At 66.4% G+C, this 17,142-nt stretch carries 18 protein-coding genes and 1 tRNA gene; 7 read left to right on the top strand and 12 right to left on the bottom strand.

All coding sequences use genetic code 11. The annotated features are described in order from the left end of the window. Positions 1–110 precede the first annotated feature (110 nt). A complete protein-coding gene (gene rnhA / locus H4P35_RS03085; protein ID WP_056327874.1) occupies positions 111–572 on the bottom strand; it encodes a ribonuclease HI in 462 nt (153 codons plus the stop codon). 50 nt (positions 573–622) lie between these two features. Then, on the bottom strand, positions 623–1,402 hold the full coding sequence (locus H4P35_RS03080; RefSeq protein ID WP_056327932.1) for a class I SAM-dependent methyltransferase: 780 nt from the start codon (positions 1,400–1,402) through the stop codon (positions 623–625). A gap of 19 nt (positions 1,403–1,421) precedes the next feature. On the opposite strand from H4P35_RS03080, the gene gloB reads away from it, so the two are divergent. The 3 genes from gloB to fabI all read left to right on the top strand — a co-directional run bounded on the left by gloB (position 1,422) and on the right by fabI (position 4,571). Beyond that, positions 1,422–2,243, top strand: coding sequence for a hydroxyacylglutathione hydrolase (gene gloB, locus H4P35_RS03075; protein WP_226848040.1), 822 nt, complete (start codon positions 1,422–1,424; stop codon positions 2,241–2,243). A 7-nt stretch (positions 2,244–2,250) separates the two neighbouring features. Further along, positions 2,251–3,669, top strand: a complete 1,419-nt coding sequence (locus H4P35_RS03070; protein ID WP_152383359.1) for a transglycosylase SLT domain-containing protein — start codon at positions 2,251–2,253, stop codon at positions 3,667–3,669. A gap of 116 nt (positions 3,670–3,785) precedes the next feature. Next, positions 3,786–4,571, top strand: coding sequence for an enoyl-ACP reductase FabI (gene fabI / locus H4P35_RS03065; RefSeq protein WP_062838515.1), 786 nt, complete (start codon positions 3,786–3,788; stop codon positions 4,569–4,571). A 67-nt stretch (positions 4,572–4,638) separates the two neighbouring features. Here the strand turns inward: fabI and H4P35_RS03060 are convergent, their stop codons facing one another. After that, a complete protein-coding gene (locus tag H4P35_RS03060; protein WP_226848038.1) occupies positions 4,639–5,037 on the bottom strand; it encodes an OsmC family protein in 399 nt (132 codons plus the stop codon). A gap of 169 nt (positions 5,038–5,206) precedes the next feature. Between H4P35_RS03060 and H4P35_RS03055 the strand changes: the two genes are divergently transcribed. Further along, positions 5,207–5,884: a tellurite resistance TerB family protein gene (locus H4P35_RS03055; protein ID WP_226848036.1), complete on the top strand. Its 678-nt coding sequence runs from the start codon at positions 5,207–5,209 to the stop codon at positions 5,882–5,884. Positions 5,885–5,918: 34 nt separating this feature from the next. Here the strand turns inward: H4P35_RS03055 and H4P35_RS03050 are convergent, their stop codons facing one another. The 3 genes from H4P35_RS03050 to H4P35_RS03040 form a co-directional block, all read right to left on the bottom strand. Then, entirely contained in the window at positions 5,919–6,905 is a 987-nt protein-coding gene (locus tag H4P35_RS03050) for a tripartite tricarboxylate transporter substrate binding protein (RefSeq protein ID WP_226848034.1), read from the bottom strand. A 19-nt stretch (positions 6,906–6,924) separates the two neighbouring features. Next, positions 6,925–7,809: a carboxylating nicotinate-nucleotide diphosphorylase gene (gene nadC / locus H4P35_RS03045; protein ID WP_062838512.1), complete on the bottom strand. Its 885-nt coding sequence runs from the start codon at positions 7,807–7,809 to the stop codon at positions 6,925–6,927. An 82-nt stretch (positions 7,810–7,891) separates the two neighbouring features. Then, positions 7,892–8,821 (bottom strand): hypothetical protein, encoded by a 930-nt coding sequence (locus tag H4P35_RS03040; protein ID WP_226848032.1) that lies wholly within the window; start codon positions 8,819–8,821, stop codon positions 7,892–7,894. A gap of 220 nt (positions 8,822–9,041) precedes the next feature. Here H4P35_RS03040 and H4P35_RS03035 point away from each other — a divergent pair, with 220 nt between their 5' ends. Further along, positions 9,042–9,269 carry a hypothetical protein gene (locus H4P35_RS03035; RefSeq protein WP_056327865.1) on the top strand — a complete coding sequence of 76 codons (228 nt, stop codon included), beginning with the start codon at positions 9,042–9,044 and terminating at the stop codon, positions 9,267–9,269. A 48-nt stretch (positions 9,270–9,317) separates the two neighbouring features. Here H4P35_RS03035 and H4P35_RS03030 read toward each other — a convergent pair whose 3' ends face one another. After that, positions 9,318–10,220 carry a LysR substrate-binding domain-containing protein gene (locus H4P35_RS03030; protein WP_152383354.1) on the bottom strand — a complete coding sequence of 301 codons (903 nt, stop codon included), beginning with the start codon at positions 10,218–10,220 and terminating at the stop codon, positions 9,318–9,320. A 138-nt stretch (positions 10,221–10,358) separates the two neighbouring features. On the opposite strand from H4P35_RS03030, the gene H4P35_RS03025 reads away from it, so the two are divergent. Together H4P35_RS03025 and H4P35_RS03020 are read left to right on the top strand one after the other, a co-directional pair. Beyond that, on the top strand, positions 10,359–11,336 hold the full coding sequence (locus H4P35_RS03025) for a tripartite tricarboxylate transporter substrate binding protein (protein ID WP_226848030.1): 978 nt from the start codon (positions 10,359–10,361) through the stop codon (positions 11,334–11,336). A 4-nt stretch (positions 11,337–11,340) separates the two neighbouring features. Further along, the gene (locus tag H4P35_RS03020) at positions 11,341–12,621 is read left to right on the top strand and encodes a hypothetical protein (RefSeq protein ID WP_226848028.1); all 1,281 of its coding nucleotides are present in this window, start codon (positions 11,341–11,343) and stop codon (positions 12,619–12,621) included. On the opposite strand, the gene H4P35_RS03015 is transcribed toward H4P35_RS03020, so the two are convergent. The 5 genes from H4P35_RS03015 to H4P35_RS02995 form a co-directional block, all read right to left on the bottom strand. Further along, positions 12,608–13,573 carry a tripartite tricarboxylate transporter substrate binding protein gene (locus H4P35_RS03015; protein WP_152383351.1) on the bottom strand — a complete coding sequence of 322 codons (966 nt, stop codon included), beginning with the start codon at positions 13,571–13,573 and terminating at the stop codon, positions 12,608–12,610. The two genes, H4P35_RS03020 and H4P35_RS03015, sit on opposite strands and share 14 nt — an antisense overlap. 69 nt (positions 13,574–13,642) lie before the next feature. Then, positions 13,643–14,821 carry a CaiB/BaiF CoA-transferase family protein gene (locus H4P35_RS03010; RefSeq protein ID WP_180100349.1) on the bottom strand — a complete coding sequence of 393 codons (1,179 nt, stop codon included), beginning with the start codon at positions 14,819–14,821 and terminating at the stop codon, positions 13,643–13,645. A gap of 29 nt (positions 14,822–14,850) precedes the next feature. Next, positions 14,851–15,789: a hydroxymethylglutaryl-CoA lyase gene (locus tag H4P35_RS03005; protein WP_226848026.1), complete on the bottom strand. Its 939-nt coding sequence runs from the start codon at positions 15,787–15,789 to the stop codon at positions 14,851–14,853. Between the two features lie 194 nt (positions 15,790–15,983). Continuing rightward, a complete protein-coding gene (locus tag H4P35_RS03000) occupies positions 15,984–16,916 on the bottom strand; it encodes a LysR family transcriptional regulator (protein ID WP_226848024.1) in 933 nt (310 codons plus the stop codon). 101 nt (positions 16,917–17,017) lie between these two features. Continuing rightward, positions 17,018–17,108 (bottom strand) — tRNA-Ser (locus H4P35_RS02995). Positions 17,109–17,142: the final 34 nt, after the last annotated feature.

The raw sequence follows: 17,142 nt of genomic DNA, 5'->3' as shown, positions 1-17,142 counted from the left end.
CCGGATGCCGCGCGGGACGCTGGGCCACCTTAGGGCCGATTTGTTGAGCGCCCGTTATGACGGTGCCCGCCCGACGCCGTCCGCGGGCCAGGCGGCCAGGCCAGGCGCTTTCACGCGCGGCGCGCGACGTCCACGCCCATGTTGGCCAGCTGGTCGGCGCGCTCGTTGCCGGGGTCGCCCGCGTGCCCGCGAACCCAGCGCCAGGACACCGTGTGGCGCTGCACCTGTTCATCCAGCGCCTGCCAGAGCTCGGCGTTCTTGACGGGCTTTTTCTCGGCGGTGATCCAGCCGCGCCGTTTCCAGTTGGCCAGCCACTCGGTCATGCCCTTCATGACATATTGCGAGTCGGTGTGGATCGTGACGACGCAGGGGCGCTTGAGCGCGCGCAGGCCTTCGATGACCGCCAGCAGTTCCATCCGGTTGTTCGTGGTCTGGAGCTCGCCGCCATGCAGCGTCTTTTCGTGCGTGCCGGCGCGCATCAGCACGCCCCAGCCGCCGGGCCCCGGATTGCCCTTGCAGGCGCCGTCAGTCCACATTTCCACTTTCTGGTCGTTCGTTTTGTTGTCCTGCATGGTGCTGCGTGCGTGTCCTTGTGCTTGCAATGTGAGGCGGGCCCGGCGGCTCAGGAGGGGTCAAAGCCATCGTCCGCCTGGCGGTTGACCACAACCGAGGCCGCGCGGGCGCGCTTGGGTTTGGTCTTCCAGGCAGGCCCGATGATACGCATGCCGGTCACGCGCTTGACCGCCGAGACCATGTACACTGCGCCGCCCAGGCTCCACCAGCGGGCGCCGGCCGATTCCAGGAAGCTCCAGCGCTCAAGCCATTTTTCGCTGCGGCAAGCCGGCGCGTAGCAACCGAACTGGCTTTCATCGACCTCCAGCGACAGCAGCTTGAACCAGTCTTTGAGCCGCGCCAGCGACACCTGCGACGACGGCGGCTGCGGCAGCCAGGGCTCCATGCCCGGCATGCGGGTGCGCGCGCCCCACATGCTCCAGGGGTTGAACCCCGAAATGACGACGCGGCCCTCGGGGACGAGGACGCGCTCGACCTCGCGCAGCACGTTGTGGGGTTCGGGCGTGAGTTCAAAGGTGTGCGGCAGGATCAGGAGGTCCACGCTCTGGGATTCGAACGGCAGGGCCTCCGGCTGCGCGACGACCACGCGCGACTGCCAGCCCGGCAGGCTTTCCGGTGCCGGGGTCTCGGTGCCCACGTAGCCCTTGAACGGCATCCGGTTGGCCCCCAACAGGTTCAGGTCGGCAAGGCCGACCTGCCAGGCGTAATATCCGAAGACATCCGCGACGGCCGCGTCGAACTGGGCGCGCTCCCAGGCCAGCACGTACTGGCCCGGCGGCGTCTGGAACCATTCGGCCAGTTCTACAATCGGCGGAGTTTCTTCTGCCACGTTTTTTCCTTCGAATCCCATGCAAGCCTTGACCGCCCCCGCAGGCGGCCGCGATCGCAACGCCGCGGTCTTGCCTTTGCCAGCCTTTTCCGACAACTACATCTGGGCGATCGTCCGCGACGGCCAGGTGGCGGTCGTGGACCCCGGCGAAGCCGGGCCCGTCTTGCGGTTTCTGGATCAGCAAGGCTTGAAGCTGCGCGCCATTCTACTCACGCACCACCACGGCGACCATGTGGGAGGCGTGCTGGAATTGTCCCGCATCGAGGGCATCACCGTATATGGCCCGGCACGCGAAAAGCTGCCGCGCTGCGACGTCCGGCTGGCCGAAGGCGACCGCGTGACGCTGCCGGAACTGGATCTGGACCTGTCGGTGCTGGACGTTCCGGGCCATACGGCGGGCCACATCGCGTACGCGGGCCGCGCGGCCGGCGTCGAACACGCGCTCTTCTGTGGCGACACGCTTTTCGCGGGGGGCTGTGGCCGGCTTTTCGAGGGACCCCCCGCGCAAATGCTTGATTCCTTGGAAAAATTTTCCGCTTTACCGCCAGATACAAAAGTTTTTTGCGCACACGAGTACACTCTAGCGAACCTTCGCTGGGCATTGGCCGTCGAACCGGCCAACCGCGACCTGCAAACGTGGCATCTGCGGGCCCAGCAATTACGCGCGGAAGGACACCCCACGCTTCCTTCGACCATCGGTCAGGAACGCGCGACCAATCCGTTCTTGCGCACAAAGCAGCCCGACGTCGTCCAGGCCGCAGCAAGTTGGGCCGGACGCAGCCAGACTACGCCGGTAGAGGTCTTTGCCTCCCTTCGTGAATGGAAGAACGATTTCAAGTGACCACCTGATGAATCTATCCCGACTCCTTCTGCCGCTCATGCTGGCAGTCCTCGCCGGTTGCGCAGGAACCAAAGCCCCCGATAGCAAGAACCTCACCACCAATTCCCAAGGCCGATACATCGCCCGGGACACCTCCCGCACGATCGACCTGACCAACCCGCCGGCTGACGCGTGGGACCGCATCCGCCGCGGTTTCGCCATCCCCAACCTGAACACCGACCTCTCCAAGCAGTGGACCGACTACTACGCGTCCCACCCCGAGGCGGTGCAGCGCATGGCCGAGCGCGCCGGCAAATACCTGTACTTCATCGTTGACGAGATCAACCGCCGCGGCCTGCCGACCGAGCTGGCGCTGCTGCCCTTCGTGGAAAGCGCGTACAACCCGACCGCGCTGTCGCGCGCGCAGGCCTCGGGCCTGTGGCAGTTCGTGCCGGCCACCGGCCAGCACTTCAACCTGAAGCAGGACTGGTGGCGCGACGAGCGCCGCGATCCCATCGCCTCGACCAACGCGGCGCTGGACTACCTGGAAAAGCTGTTTGAAATGCAGGGCGACTGGTACCTCGCCCTGGCCTCGTACAACTGGGGCGAAGGCTCGGTGCAGCGCGCCATGGCCAAGAACGAGGCCGCCGGCCAGAACACCGACTACCTGTCGCTGAACATGCCGGACGAGACCCGCAACTACGTGCCCAAGCTGCAGGCCATCAAGAACATCATTGCCGATCCGCAGCGCTATGCGGTGGCGCTGCCGCCCGTCGGCAACACGCCGTACTTCGTGACGGTGCAAAAGAACAGCGACATCGACCTGGAAATCGCCGCCAAGCTGGCTGAAATGCCGCTGGACGAGTTCAAGGCCCTGAACCCCTCGTTCAACCGCCCGGTCATCCGCGGCGACCACGGCCCCACGCTGCTGCTGCCGGCCGACCGCGTCGAGATCTTCAACGCGAACCTCACCAACTACAAGGGCGACCTGTCCGCCTGGAAGGTCTACCACTCGCGCCGCGGCGAATCCTACGCGTCCATCGCCAAGCGGTTTGGCGTGTCCGAAGCCACCCTGCGCGAAACCAACGACATCAGCCGCCGCCAGAAGGCTGCCAATGGCCAGGCGCTGCTGGTGCCGGGCGACCCCGGCACGGGCGGCGTGCAGATCGCGTCGCTGGCGCCCCCGGTGGGCGCGCTGGACTCGGCCCCGCAAGACAACAAGGCCGCCGCACCGCGTGGCCGCGCCGCGCAGGCGCCCGCCGTGCGCGTCTCCAGCGCCCGCCCCAACGTGCGCAGCCACAAGGTCCGCCAGGGCGACACCCTGTTCTCGCTGGCCAAACAGTACGGCACCACCGTCGACGCGCTGCGCGCGCTCAACAACATCAAGGGCAGCGCCCTGAAGATCGGCACGCAGCTGCGCGTGCCCGGCACGAACGCGCGCGGCTGACAGCCGCCACGCACGGCGCGGCGCCCCGGCACGGGGGCCGCGCCGCTCGCCCGCTGGTCCGCCAAATTCCCTAAAATAGGCGGTCTCCAGAAGGGAAAAAATCAAAGGACACATCTATGGGCTTTCTTGCCGGCAAACGCATCCTGGTCACCGGGGTGCTTTCTAATCGTTCCATCGCCTACGGCATCGCGCGCGCCTGTCATCAGCAAGGCGCCGAACTGGCGTTCACTTACGTCGGCGACCGCTTCAAGGACCGCGTGAGCGAGTTTGCCGCCGAATTCAACAGCAACATCGTGCTGCCCTGCGACGTGGCCGAAGACAGCCAGATCGACGGCGCCTTTGCTGAACTGGCCCAGCACTGGGACGGCCTGGACGGCCTGGTCCATTCGATCGGTTTTGCGCCTCGCGAAGCCATCGCCGGCAATTTCCTGGATGGTCTGTCGCGCGAAGGCTTTCGCATCGCGCACGACATCTCGGCCTACAGCTTCGCCGCCATGGCCAAGGCCGCCCTGCCCCTCATGGAAGGCCGCAACGGCTCGGTGCTGACGCTGACCTACCTGGGCGCCGAGCGCGTGGTCCCGAACTACAACACGATGGGCCTGGCCAAGGCGTCGCTCGAAGCCAGCGTGCGCTACCTGGCCTCGGCGCTGGGCCCGCGCGGCATCCGCGCCAACGGCATCTCCGCCGGCCCGATCAAGACCCTGGCCGCCAGCGGCATCAAGGACTTCTCGGCCATCCTGAAGTTCGTCGAAAACCAGGCTCCGCTGCGCCGCAATATCACCATCGAAGACGTCGGCAATGTCGCGGCCTTCATGCTGTCGGATCTGGCTGCCGGCGTGACCGGCGAGATCACCCACGTGGACGGCGGTTTCTCGACCATCGTCCCGGGCATGGAAGAGTAAGACTTCCCTGGGCGGGGCGCGGCGCCCCGCCTTGCACAGGCGGCCCCGCCGCCTGCTCCGCAGTTTCTCAGTCCGGCCGCACGATCAGCGTGGACACCTGCACGTCCACCGCCGTCATCAGCTTGTGGATCGGGCACTTCTCGGCCACCGCCAGCAATTCGTCGATCTGCGCATCGGACAGCTCGCCGTGCAGCGTCAGCTTGGCGGTCAGCCGATAGATGCCGCGGCGTTCCTCGCTGGCATCGCGCACCACTTCCACCCCCACCGATTCCAGCGGCAGCTCCTTGCGCTGCGCGTAGACCATCAGGGTCATCGCCTTGCAGCCGCCCAGCGCCGTATCGAAGTAATCATGCGGATCCGGCCCCTCCCCCTGCGGCTTGGGCATGTCCAACGGCAGGTCATGGCCTTCGGCCGTCGCGGTGAACTGCAGGGACTGGGGCGCATTCTGGCGCACGCGGATGCTCATGGGTCGATTCTCCTGGTTGGGATTGCCGGGACTGCCGAATGGCCGGCTTCAGGACGGTTTTAGCACTTGCTGAACCCTTGCGGGGCCGGATGACCCCCTGACGGAAAGCTGAACTTCCTGCCGCGCCCACGGTCCGATATCCCTGACCGTCAGATTCACAGGAGGCCGCATGAGCGCCCGGCAATTACTCGATCAACTGTTGCAGTCCGGACAAGGGCTGCTTTCCGACACCACGAACCGCGTGCAGAACGCCACGGGCGGCAAGGGCTCGTCCCTGCTTTCGGGCATTGGCGGCGGCGCCCTGGGGGCAGGCGCCCTCGGCCTCTTGATGGGCAGCAAGAAGGCCCGCAAGATCGGCGGCAAGGTCGCCATGTACGGCGGCATGGCCGCGCTGGGCGCGCTGGCCTATCGCGCCTACGGCGACTGGCAGCGCAAGCAGGCTGGCGCGCCCACCGCGCCGCCGCAGACGCTGGACCGCCTGCCGGCCCCGGAAGCCGAACAGCACAGCAATGCGGTCCTCACCGCCATGATCGGCGCCGCCAAGGCCGACGGCCACATCGGCCCCGAGGAAAAATCCCTGCTGGAAACGGAACTGGCCAAGCTGTCGTCCGACGCCCAGGACCGCCGCTGGCTGGAGGCCGAACTGTCGCGCCCCCTGGATCCCAGCGTGATCGCCCAGTCGGCCAAGACGCCAGAAATGGCGGCCGAGATGTATTTGGCCAGCCTGCTCGTCGTGGACGAGGAAAGCTTCATGGAGCGAGCCTACCTGGACGAACTGGCGCGCCAGCTCAAGCTGGAACCGGGTCTGAAGGAACAGCTGGAGCAGCACGCCAAGGCCGCAGCCTGACCGACGCCGCCGGCTTTGTAGCCGGCGTTGCAGCTCAATCCGCCCGTAGCCCGATCGCCTCGGTCAGCGCCGTGTAGCGGTCGATATCCGCGCCGATCATCCGCTGGAATTCATCCGGCGTGCTGCTCGCAGGCGTGAAGCCCTGTTCGCGCAGCGCGGCCTGCACGTCCGGCCGCCGCACGATCTTCACCACCGCGGCATTCAGCTTGTCGACCACTGCGGGCGGCGTGGCCGCCGGGGTCAAGAGGCCATGCCACTGATCCAGCGCGTAGCCGGACACGCCCTGCTCGGCTACCGTCGGCACCGTGGGCATCAGCGGCGAACGCGCCGGCGAGGTCACGGCCAGCGCGCGCAGCTTGCCGGCCGCAATGAGCGGCGCCGCGCTGGATGCCGTCACCACCCCCAGGCCCACCTGGCCCGCCGTCACGTCCGTGAGCGCCGGGCCGCAGCCCTTGTACGGCACCTGCTGCATCACCGCGCCCGTCTTGCGCGAGAGCAGCTCGCCCGCCAGATGTTGCGGCGTGCCGTTGCCGCATGTGGCAAAGGGCAGCGGCTTGTCCGGCACGGCGGCAGCGATCACGTCGTCCAGGTTGCCCAGGGGCGAGGCGGCCGGCACGACGAACACCGAAGGCACGAAGGCCACGTTGATGACCGCCGCAAAATCCCGCTTCGGCGAGAAGCCCAGGTTGCGGTAGACACCGGGGTTGATCGCAAACGAACTATTCACCATCAGCAGCGTGTAGCCGTCGGGCGGCGCTTCGGCCACGATGCGCGCGCCAATATTCCCGCTTGCGCCCGGCCGGTTTTCCACCACGACCGGCTGCCCCAGCGACTCCTGCAGGCTGGCGCCGAGCCGGCGCGCAAGCAGGTCGGTGCCGCCGCCCGGCGGAAACGTCACGACGATCGTGATCGGATGCGATGGATACGATGCGTCTGCCGGCGCTTCGCCCGACGGCGGATTGCCGCAGGCATTCAGGGTCAGGGTCAGCAGCGAGAGCGACGAAAGCAGCAGGCGTTTCATTTTGCGGGCCGATAAAAGTTCAGGCGTCCAGACCGATGTCGAGCACCTTGGCGCTGTGCGTCAGCCAGCCCACGGCAATCTGGTCCACGCCGGTGGCGGCCACGGCCGCCGCGGTGTCGGGCGTGATGCGGCCCGAGGCCTCGGTGATGGCGCGGCCCCGCGCCATGGCGACGGCGCGGCGCAGGTCGTCCAGGCTCATGTTGTCCAGCAGCACCACGTCCACGCCCAGCGCCAGCGCGACCTCAAGCTGCTCCAGCGTGTCGACCTCCAGTTCGATCTTGACCATGTGGCCGACGCCGGCGCGTGCGCGCTCGACGGCCGTCGCCACGCTGCCGGCCAGCGCGATGTGGTTGTCCTTGATCAACACCGCATCGTCCAGCCCGTGACGGTGATTGCTGCCGCCCCCCACGCGCACGGCGTATTTCTGCACCGCCCGCAGTCCCGGCATGGTCTTGCGCGTGCACGTGACGCGCGCGCCGTAACCCGCAATCGCGCGCGCAATCGACGCTGTGGCGGTCGCCACGCCGCTCAGATGGCACAAGAAATTGAGCGCGACCCGCTCCGCGCTGAGCATCGCGCGGGCATTGCCCTGAATGCGTGCGATCTCCATCCCCGGCGCCAGATCAGTGCCGTCGCGGTGAGACACCGTGAACGCAAGACTGGGATCCATCAGCCGGAACGCCAGGCGGGCCAGATCCAGCCCCGCCAGCACGCCCTCCTGCCGCGCCACCAGCCGCGTTTCGGCGGTGGCGTCGGCCGGCACGATGGCGTCGGTGGTCAGGTCGCCAGCGCGGCCCAGGTCTTCCAGCAGCGCCGCGCGCACAAGCGGCTCCAGCATGACGTCCGGCAAGGGCGGAACGGGCAGGCGATCAGCGGCGGCGGGCACAGCGGCTTTAATGCTCATTTTGAGTATTTGTAGCGTAAAAAAAGGCGCGCGAGATTTGCGCAACACTTATGCTAAATATGAGTATAAGCCTTGTCAAGCGTCAAACGACACGCGAGACGGGCAGCTTGCTGCCTGCAATGGCGCGCTCCAGCAGGACATCCCGCCGGAACCGGAAAAGCTTGGCAGGCCGCCCGGCCGTCCCGGTCGCCATCGCGCCGGTCTCTTCCACCAAGTCCTGCTGCTCAATGAAGCGGCGAAAGTTCTGCTTGTGCAGACCCCGCCCCGCCAGCGCCTCGACCGCCATCTGCAACTGCAGCAGCGTGAATTCGTCCGGCATCAGCTCGAACACCACGGGCCGGTACTTGATCTTGGCGCGCAAGCGCGCGATGCCGGTGGCCAGGATGCGCCGGTGGTCGTGACGCATCGGCTGCCCCGGCGCTGCGGCCTGGCCCCCGGCGCGCCGTGCCGCCTCGGGCACCAGCCCGGCTTCGAACAGCAGTTCGTAGCGTTGCAGCACCATGTCTTCGTTCCACGCGGCGCCGTCCAGGCCGAACGTAATGGCTGCACGTTGATGGCGGCGCGCGCGGACCGAGGCATCCGCACTGTCTTCGCACCAGGCCGACAGCCGCGGCACGATCACCTCGTCCACCAGCGCGGGGGTGCCGGCGCGCCGGTCCTCCCACGGAAAATAGCGATACCAGTCCTGCCATCCGACCTGCGCGACGCCCGTTTCGCCCGCCTCGCGCGTCAGGCCCAGATAGCTGACCGAGATCACGCGCCCGCCCGACTCATCGGAGCGGTCGCCGTCCGCGAACGTATAAAGCTGCTCGACATAGCCCAGCGGATGGTGCGTCTGCGCTTCCACCCAGTCGCGCAAACCGGCCTGCAGCGAGCGATGCGACAGCTCGAACGGTCCCGCCGGCAACGCGCGCGCATCGTCCGTGGTCAGCACGCGCGGCTCGCCGTGGGTGACGGCCACCAGCACGGCAACGAGTTCAGCATGAACGGAGCGTTCGACGGATTCGGTCAAGGCAGGCGAGGAAAAGGAGGTGTCGGGGTCGGCGCGCGCAAGGCGGCGGGAAGGTGAGGATTATAAGGATGCAGTGTGGCAAGTTTGGGGGCCGTTGTCCTGCAACAGCCCCTTGCAATCGTGACATCCAGAACGCAGCCTGCCCGCGGCGGCGGTTCTAAGATAGGTCCATGTCCAGGCGCATCGCCATCCTGGCATGCGCGCAGTCGGAGCAATCGCCATGTTGAAAACCTCTCCCGATCCGAACGCCGCGTCCAAGGCCGCTGACGAACAAAAGCCTCACACCGACCCGCGCAAGGGCACCGAAACCCTGCCCATGCCCGATGAAAGCAAGGTCGTGGCCGGCATGCCGCGGCGCGGACGCGCCATTGCCGAACCCGGCGAGCCCGGCGTCATCACGCCGGAAGACGACGTGCTGGATACGTCGTACGACACGCCCAAGCCCTGACGCGCAGCCGTCACCCGACCACCGCCGGCATCCAGCCGGCGGTTTTAATTACGGTTGGGGCAAACCCCTGCACCGGCCCGCCAGAATCTCCACGAACGCTTCCGTCACCAGCGATGGCGCCGTCTGCGTCGGGTAGGCCATGCTGACGCGCACCGGCAGGCGCGGCGTGAACGGCCGGATGGCCAACTGGCCGGCAAACACGCCGGCAATGTACGGATTGACGATGCCCAGTCCGCTGCCCGCCGCGGCCAGCGCGCAGATCGTCGACGAATAGGTGGTTTCGATTTCGGACGCAGGCTGGACCCGGTGTTCCTGCATCGCACCGCGAAGCTGCAGGTACACGTCGTCGTCCGCATTGAGCACCAGCAGCCGCCGCGCATGCAGATCCATGATGCCGACGCTCGCCTGCGCGGCCAGCGGGTGATCCGGCCGCATCACACACACGGCGGCGCTTTCGTGCAGGGTGCGCAAATCGAGTTGCGTCCCCTCCAGCGGCGCGGTGGTCACGACCACGTCGTAGGTTCCATGCAGCAGCCCTTCGCGCAAGTATTGGCTGCCGACCGTCTGCATGTTGATGTGGACATCCGGATAGCGCTGCGCGAATTCCTCCACCGCGCCGGGCAACATGCCCAGGCCCAGCGCTGGCGTGCACGCCAGGCGCAGCACGCCGCTGCCGCTGCGGCGCATGGCCGCGACCCGATCCTCGATTCGTTCCAAGCCCACGAAATGACGCTGCACCGTGTCGAAGAGATCCTTCGCCTCGCGCGTGGGCCGCAGCCGCCCGCGCTCCATGTCGAACAGGCGCAGCCCGGTGGCCTGCTGGGTCTGCGCCAGCAGCCGGCTGACCGAAGGTTGGGTGGTGCGCAGCATCTGGGCCGCGCCGGTGGTGGTGCCCGCCAGCATCACCGCATGGAAGGCTTCGATCTGGCGGAAATTCAGCGGTCGGCTCATGGCGTCACAGAGTATGGCAATTCTGCATAGCCTATGTGCAAAAAAGAATTTTTTCAAATACTAGGCGGCTCCTACACTGGCTTTTCCAGGGCGCCGTCAGATGTGCCCGCCACGCATCCACTGTTTGGGGAAATGACCATGAATCGCCGCCGCCTCCTGCAGGCCCTGTGCCTGACGCTCGCAAGTGCCGCCTTGCCGCTCACCGCGCAGGCCCAGGCCAACTATCCCGACCGCCCCGTGCGCATCATCGTGCCCTTCACGGCGGGCGGCAGTTCCGATATCCAGGGCCGCCTGCTGGCCGAACACCTGAGCAAGCTGTATGGGCAATCGGTGGTCGTGGAGAACCGTCCAGGCGCCGGCGGCCACATCGGCGGCAAGTTCGTGGCGGATTCCGGGCCGGACGGCTATACGCTGCTGCTCGGCTCCATTGGCCTGCACGCGACCTATGGCGTGTACAAGGCGCTGAACTACCAGCCCGCCAAGGACCTGAAGCTGATCACCATCGTGGCGGAGATGCCCCACGTCGTGGTCGCCAATCCGGCGTTGCAGGCCAACAGCCTGGCCGAGCTCACCGCGCTGGCCAAGGCACAGCCCGACACCCTGCATTTCGGCTCGGCAGGTGTCGGATCGTCCGTGCACATGGTCGGCGAGCTCTACAAGATGTCGGCGCAGGCCCCCATCGTGCACATCCCGTATCGCGGCAGTTCGGCGGCAACCAACGACCTGCTGGGCGGCCAGATCCAGTTATTGTTCGAGAACGTGCCCACCACCATCGGCTACATCCAGGCCAACAAGCTCAAGGCGCTTGCGATCACGGGCGCCAGCCGCTCGCCCGCTCTGCCCGACGTGCCGACCGCCGCCGAAGCCGGCCTGCCAGGCCTGACCGTCACGTCATGGACCACGCTGGCCGCCAGCAAAGACGTGCCCGATGCGCTGATCGAGAAGATCAGCGCCGACCTGAAGCGGATCTATGCCGATCCCGCGTTTCGCAGCGGCCTGGAACGCCTGGGCATGACCCCGGTCGGCAACTCGCCCGCAGCGGCGCGCGACTTCGTCGAACGCGAGCGCGCCCGCTGGAACAAGGTCATCGAAACCGAACACATCACCGCGGGTTGAACCCATGAATCGCATGTTTGCCACGCCCATCGCCTGCCGCCGTCTGAACGACGCGCCGCACCACCATTTCTTCGGTTACTACAACAAGACCGTCTGGCACCGCGACTGGCGCTATCTGCTTGCCAACCGCACCGCCTTCGCCGATGCCGTCCTGACGCCCGAATTGCGCGCAGAAGTCGGCTACTTCGACCTGCAAGACGGCGACCGCTATCACGCGGTGGGCGAGACCACCGCATGGAACTGGCAGATGGGCTGCCAGTTGCAATGGCTGGACGGCGCCCCCAGCCCGCAGCTGATCTACAACTGCCGCAGCGCGGACGACAGCGGCCTCTATCCCGGCTTTCGTAGCGCCATCCACGACATCGCCACCGGCCAGACCCGCGTGCTGCCCCTGCCGATCTACGTGGCCGCGCCCAACAGCCGCTATGCGCTGTGCGTGGACTACCGCCGGCTCTACATCACCCACCAGACGATCGGCTACAGCGAACATGCCCCCGGCCCCGTCGCCCTCGCACCTGCCGATGACGGCATTCGCGCGATGGACCTGGAGACCGGCGCTCACCGCCTGCTGGTCAGCTACGCCGACCTGCGCAACTTCCATCCGCGCGAGTCGATGGACCGGGCCATCCACTGGGTCAGCCACATAGAGGTCAATCCCTCGTCCACGCGCATCCTGTTCCTGCACCGCTGGACCGAACGCGTCGCGGATGAAACGTGCTTCCTGCATCGCCTCATCACCATGAACGCGGACGGCAGCGACATGCGCCTCCTGGAATGCTCCGACCACCCGCTGCCGCAACTGGCCGACGACTTCGACCCGAACGCGGTGGGCACCTTCGACTACGAGAAGTCCGAATACCAGATCTCGCACCCGCTGTGGCGCGACGACACCTCGATCATCGTCTGGGGCCCGCATGCCGGCAGCATCCACTACCACCTGTATGAAGACGCCCCGGACGGCCACGTGCAGGTCGTGGGCGACGGCGTGCTGACCGAGAACGGCCACATGACGTTTTCACCGGCCGACACACGCTGGCTGCTCAGCGACACCTATCCGGACAGCGCCACGCACAAGCGCATCCTGTTCCTGTACGACATGGAAACGGGCGGCCGGCATGCGCTGGGAAGCTTCTATGCCGACCCGAACCTGTCCAAGGAAAACCGCTGCGACCTGCATCCGCGCTGGAGCCGCGACGGCACCCAGGTCTGCATCGACTCCGTGCACGAAGGCGAACGCCAGATGTATGTGCTGGACGTGTCGCCGATCGTGCTCAATCCAGCTTGACTTTCGCGCCCTCGATCACAGGCTTCCACTTCTGGTAGTCCTGCTTGATGGTCGCGGCGAACTGCTCCGGCGTCGTGGGCATGGCCTGCGCGCCCTGAGCGGCCAAGGCTTCCTGCATCGCCGGCAACGCCAGCACCTTGTTCAGTTCCGTATTCAGCGTCTGGATGATGGGCTTGGGCGTCTTGGCCGGCGCCAGCAAGCCATACCAGACCCGCACGTCGAAGTTCGGATAACCCAGTTCCGCCACCGTCGGCACGTCGGGCAGAACCGGGCTGCGCTGCGGCGAGGTCACGGCCAGCGCGACGGCGCTGCCGGCCTTGAGCTGCGGCGCTGCCGACGGGATCGACGTGAAGATCACCGGCACCTGTCCGCCCAGCAGGTCCGCCATGGCCGGCCCCGACCCCTTGTACGGCACATGCACGAGCTTGATGTCCGCCCGCTGCTGAAGCAGTTCGGCAGCCAGGTGCGTGATGGTGCCGGCGCCGGGCGACCCGTAGTTGACTGCGCCGGGCGCCTTGCGGGCCGCTTCAATCAGCGCCTGCAAGGTCTGATAGGGGCTGGACTTGCCGGCCACAATGACCAGCGGCGCTTCGCCCACGATGCCGATCGGCGCAAAGTCCTTGACCGGGTCGTATGAAAGCTTGCTGTAGATGGAAGGCGCTACCGCCAGGTTGTCGACCTGCCCCATGACGATCTCGTAGCCGTCCGGCTTGGCGCGCGCGGCCGCGCCGATGCCGATGGTGCCGCCCGCGCCCGGCCGGTTCTCGGCCACCACGTTCCATTTGGTGGTCTCGCCCAGCTTGGCGGCCACCGTGCGGGACAGGAAGTCCGTGCCGCCGCCTGGGGTGAACGGCACGATGATGCGGATGGGCTGATTCGGGTAGGACTCCTGGGCGTGGGCGCCTGCCGCGACGCCCAGCACGCAAGCTGAAAGCAGAAGGTTGCGTAGCATGTGATGTGTCTCCGTCGTTATTGCTTTATAGGCAGGCGGTGTCGCCTTGGTGGTCCTGCCGCGGCGCGTTCAGATGACGCCGCGTTCCTGCAATCCAAGAATGTCGTCCTGCGCAAAACCGAACTGCAGCAGCACATCGCGGGTATCGGCGCCCAGCGCGGGCGCCGGTTGCACGGGCCGGGCTTCAGCCTGCGCAAACTTGATCGGGAAACCCAGCATACGCACATCGCCGTGGCCGCCATGCGGAACGTCGATCGCCATGCGCTGGTCCTGCACCTGGGGATCCTCGAACACTTCCTGCAGGTTCAGCACCTGGCCGCATGGCACGCCGAACCGGTTCAGCCGTTCGATCCAGTGGGCGCTGGTGTGCTGACGCGTGCGCGTCTGGATGGCCTCGGTGATCGCGCCACGGTTGCGCATGCGATCCGCGTTCGTCGCAAAGCGCGGGTCGGCGCGCAGCTCGGACAGCTCCAGCGCGTCCAGCAGCTTGTGATAAACGACGTCGTTGCTGGGCGCGATGGCGACCTGCCCGTCGGCCGTCTCGAACAGCCCGTAGGGCGACGCGATGCCGTGATCGTTGCCCGTGCGCGCCGGCAGCCGGCCGTCGGCAAAATAGTTCGACGCCTGAAAGCTCAAGAGGCCGATCATGCTGCCCAGGAGGCTCACGCTGACGCTGTCGCCCTGGCCGGTGCGCTCGCGGCGCAGCAGCGCCGCCACGATGCCCAGCGCGCCATTCATGCCGGCCACCAGATCGCTGATGGGCGGGCCCGCGCGCATGGGCGGCTGGCTTTCCGCGCCATTCAGGCTCATGAACCCGCTCATCGCCTGCGCGATGAAATCGAAGGCCGGCCGGTCGCGATAAGGCCCCGTCGTGCCAAAGCCGTTGATGCTGCAATGAATGATGTCGGGCTTGAGCGCCTTGAGCGCCTCGTCGCCCAGGCCCATCTTCTGCATGACGCCCGGGCGGTAGTTCTCGACGATCACATCGCATTCGGCGATCAGGCGCCGCAGCACGGCCTTGCCTTCCTCGCTGTACAGGTCGAGCGTGACGGATTTCTTGTTGCGGTTGTAGTTGGCGAAGTACCAGCTCAGGCCATCGCGTATCACGCCCTGGGCGCGCACCGGGTCGCCTTCGCCAGGCGTCTCGATCTTGATGACCTCTGCGCCCATGTCGGCGAGAAGTGAGGTGCAGAACGGGCCCGAGATGATGCGGGTCAGGTCCAGAATGCGGAATCCGGATAAAGGCATGGGTTCTTGTGAATCCAGGGTTGCGGAAATCAGCCGACGGCGGCCACGGCGCCGTCGTAATCGTGCAAGGCAAGACGCGGCCCGGCCTTCATCACCTGGCCGGACAACGGGCGCTTCATCACCTGTTCAAGATGCCGCGACGCCTGGATCAGCGCCGCCAGGTCAATGCCCGTCTCGATGTCCATCTCGTGCAGCAGATTGACCGTGTCTTCGGTGCAGACATTTCCCGTCGCCCCAGGCGCGAACGGGCAGCCGCCCAAGCCGCCCAGCGACGATTCAAAGGACGTAATGCCCGCGTGCAGCCCCTCGACCACATTCACCAGCCCGAGGCCGCGCGTGTTGTGAAAGTGCAGGGAAAAATCCATGGCTGGAAACGCGGCACGCAGCGCGTCGACCGTCTTGCGAACCAGCCGCGGCGTCGCCATGCCCGTCGTGTCGCCCAGCGTGACGGCGTCGAAATCCAGGCGGGCAAACTCGGCCACGATGGTCTTCAACGTGGCGATATCGATATCGCCTTCGAATGGACAACCGAAGGCCACCGCGATGGCGCCCTTGCGCCGCATGGGATGGCCCTTTAACAGCGCCGCCACGTCCTCGATATCGCGCAGCGATTGCTCCACGGACCGGTTCAGGTTCTTTCTGTTGTGGCTTTCGCTAGCCGACAGGAACACCACGACTTCATCGGCACGCGATGCCAGCGCGCGTTCCACGCCGCGCGGGTTCGGCGCCAGCGCGCTCAACACCACGCCAGGCTGCTTGTCCGCCAGCGCCAGCAATTCCGCGGCGTCTCGCATCTGCGGCACGGCACGGGGCGACACGAACGAGGTCGCCTCGATGTGGCGCACGCCGGCGGCGATCAATTCATTCAGGATGGCAGCCTTGGTGTCGGTGGGCACAAACTCGGGCTCGCTTTGCAGTCCGTCCCGCAGTCCCACCTCCACGATCTGCACTCGGCTTGGAAGGCTCACTTCTGTCTCCTCGCGCCCGCGCGGCGGGCGGTCCATGGGCTTGATGAGTCATCTTCCGAGGTCATCCGCCCCGGCACAAATCGCGAATCTTCAGCGGGGCATCGCCATTCGCGATGGCTGCGCGCGGCGGCGCGTGAGTTGGCCGTCCGGATTTTGCTGCGCAACATACCCGGCCGAATGCGGCGGGCCCGGCGTCAATCGCCCGAGGCGGCGGCCTCTTGCAGCAGGTGTTCCATCAGCAGCCGGGCTGCGCCGGACAGGGGTTCATTGCTGCGCACGCACAATTTGAGCTGGCGCCGCGCCCATGCGTCCGTCAAAGGGATAATCCTAAGATCGCCGCAATCGAAGAGGGATAGCGCCTCCACGGGCACGATGCCGATGCCCAGCTCCCGGCTCACCATCGACACCAGCGCATCGTACGAGGTGACCTGGAACCGCAGCCGCACCGTCCGATTGATGGCCGCCGCCTCGCGCGTGAACAGGTAGTTCGCGGCGCTGCCCCGGTGCATGCCGACATGGTCGTATTCCAACGTGTCGGCAAACGCCACGCGCTCGCGCGCGGCAAGCGGATGAGACCGGTTGACCACCAGCGTCATCACATCGCGCCGGTACGGAAAACTCTGCAGCCCGCTGTCGTCGTCGGTCTGGGTATAGATGCCGATATCGCTCACGTTCTCCTGCACCGCGCGCGTCACCGCCGAACTGACGTTTTCCTCAAGATCGATCTGCACACCGGGATGCAGCGCCAGAAAGCGCTGCAGATCTTCCGGCAGAAACTGCGTGATGGACGACAGGTTGGCCGCAATGCGCACGTGCCCGCGCACGCCCGACGAAAAGTCCCGGATCTCGTCCGTCAGGCCGCGCGCCTGATGCAGCAGCGCCCGCGCATGCCGCGCCAACGCGTGACCCGCGCCCGTCGCTTCCACCCCTCGCGCGTGCCGCGTGATCAGCGCCACATCCAGGATGCGCTCCAGCTCCGACAACCGCTTGCTCAGCGCCGAAGGCGCAATGTGCTCACGCGTGGCGGCCGCCGCAATACTGCCCTCTTCGACCACGGCCACAAAGACCTGCAGGCTGTAGAGATCCAGGCGAGGCGCGGATGATCGAATCGGCGGGTCGAAAGTCATGGCACGAGCGTACCGTAACGATTCCCGGAAATGCAAAAAGCCCCGATTTCTGGGAAATCGGGGCTTTTATTGGCTGGCCGGTGAGGCCTTGCCGGTATTCTTGGCGGACAGAGGGGGATTCGAACCCCCGATACGCTTTTGACGTATACACGCTTTCCAGGCGTGCGCCTTCAACCGCTCGGCCACCTGTCCTACTGCATCTTCAGGGGCCTTTTGGTGCTGCTAA

The sequence above is a fragment of the Achromobacter sp. 77 genome (assembly GCF_020541125.1).
GTDB classification, from domain to species: Bacteria; Pseudomonadota; Gammaproteobacteria; order Burkholderiales; family Burkholderiaceae_B; genus Achromobacter; species Achromobacter mucicolens.
Note: the sequence above shows the minus strand (reverse complement) of the source record. Positions and strands in the feature narration are given on the sequence as shown.

Excerpts from the sequence above, each read along its gene's own strand:
- H4P35_RS03050 (WP_226848034.1), bottom strand. The coding sequence starts at position 6,905 with ATGAAACGCCTGCTGCTTTCGTCGCTCTCGCTGCTGACCCTGACCCTG.
- rnhA (WP_056327874.1), bottom strand. The coding sequence starts at position 572 with ATGCAGGACAACAAAACGAACGACCAGAAAGTGGAAATGTGGACTGAC.
- H4P35_RS03070 (WP_152383359.1), top strand. The coding sequence starts at position 2,251 with ATGAATCTATCCCGACTCCTTCTGCCGCTCATGCTGGCAGTCCTCGCC.
- H4P35_RS03060 (WP_226848038.1), bottom strand. The coding sequence starts at position 5,037 with ATGAGCATCCGCGTGCGCCAGAATGCGCCCCAGTCCCTGCAGTTCACC.
- gloB (WP_226848040.1), top strand. The coding sequence starts at position 1,422 with ATGCAAGCCTTGACCGCCCCCGCAGGCGGCCGCGATCGCAACGCCGCG.
- H4P35_RS03020 (WP_226848028.1), top strand. The coding sequence starts at position 11,341 with ATGAATCGCATGTTTGCCACGCCCATCGCCTGCCGCCGTCTGAACGAC.
- H4P35_RS03010 (WP_180100349.1), bottom strand. The coding sequence starts at position 14,821 with ATGCCTTTATCCGGATTCCGCATTCTGGACCTGACCCGCATCATCTCG.
- nadC (WP_062838512.1), bottom strand. The coding sequence starts at position 7,809 with ATGAGCATTAAAGCCGCTGTGCCCGCCGCCGCTGATCGCCTGCCCGTT.
- H4P35_RS03000 (WP_226848024.1), bottom strand. The coding sequence starts at position 16,916 with ATGACTTTCGACCCGCCGATTCGATCATCCGCGCCTCGCCTGGATCTC.
- H4P35_RS03055 (WP_226848036.1), top strand. The coding sequence starts at position 5,207 with ATGAGCGCCCGGCAATTACTCGATCAACTGTTGCAGTCCGGACAAGGG.
- H4P35_RS03030 (WP_152383354.1), bottom strand. The coding sequence starts at position 10,220 with ATGAGCCGACCGCTGAATTTCCGCCAGATCGAAGCCTTCCATGCGGTG.
- H4P35_RS03015 (WP_152383351.1), bottom strand. The coding sequence starts at position 13,573 with ATGCTACGCAACCTTCTGCTTTCAGCTTGCGTGCTGGGCGTCGCGGCA.
- H4P35_RS03025 (WP_226848030.1), top strand. The coding sequence starts at position 10,359 with ATGAATCGCCGCCGCCTCCTGCAGGCCCTGTGCCTGACGCTCGCAAGT.
- fabI (WP_062838515.1), top strand. The coding sequence starts at position 3,786 with ATGGGCTTTCTTGCCGGCAAACGCATCCTGGTCACCGGGGTGCTTTCT.
- H4P35_RS03035 (WP_056327865.1), top strand. The coding sequence starts at position 9,042 with ATGTTGAAAACCTCTCCCGATCCGAACGCCGCGTCCAAGGCCGCTGAC.